Annotated in this window: 1 protein-coding gene; it reads left to right on the top strand. The window is 59.6% G+C overall.

The genetic code is table 11. The annotated features are described in order from the left end of the window. The coding region (locus F6S12_RS33185; RefSeq protein WP_315870043.1) for an immunoglobulin-like domain-containing protein at positions 1–349 on the top strand (349 nt) is incomplete at both ends.

Here is a 349-nt window from a genome sequence, read left to right as displayed (position 1 = left end):
CACGGGTACCACCACCGTGGCCGCACCTGCCGATGACGTCTACAAAGACGCTGGTAAAGTCGAAGCCACCATCGCTAAAGCCGAAGGCGGTAACTTCGAGAATCTGGAGACCAATCCGACTCCAGCCGTCACCGATGTCACTGACACCATCGATACCAGCACTGTTTCGCTGACAGCTACCCCTAATGTCGCCGAAGGCGGCACTGTGGTGTACACCGCCTCCGTGACTGCACCAGTAACCGGCTCGCCGGTCGTAGTGACCCTGTCCAACGGTCAGACCATCACCATCCCGGTGGGTGAGTCGTCTGCCAGCGTGAACTTCACCGCTCCCAACGATGCTCTGGCTGGT

The organism is Pseudomonas sp. JV245A (genome assembly GCF_032424515.1).
Taxonomy (GTDB): Bacteria; Pseudomonadota; Gammaproteobacteria; order Pseudomonadales; family Pseudomonadaceae; genus Aquipseudomonas; species Aquipseudomonas protegens.
This window is presented reverse-complemented; position numbering and strand designations above follow the sequence as displayed.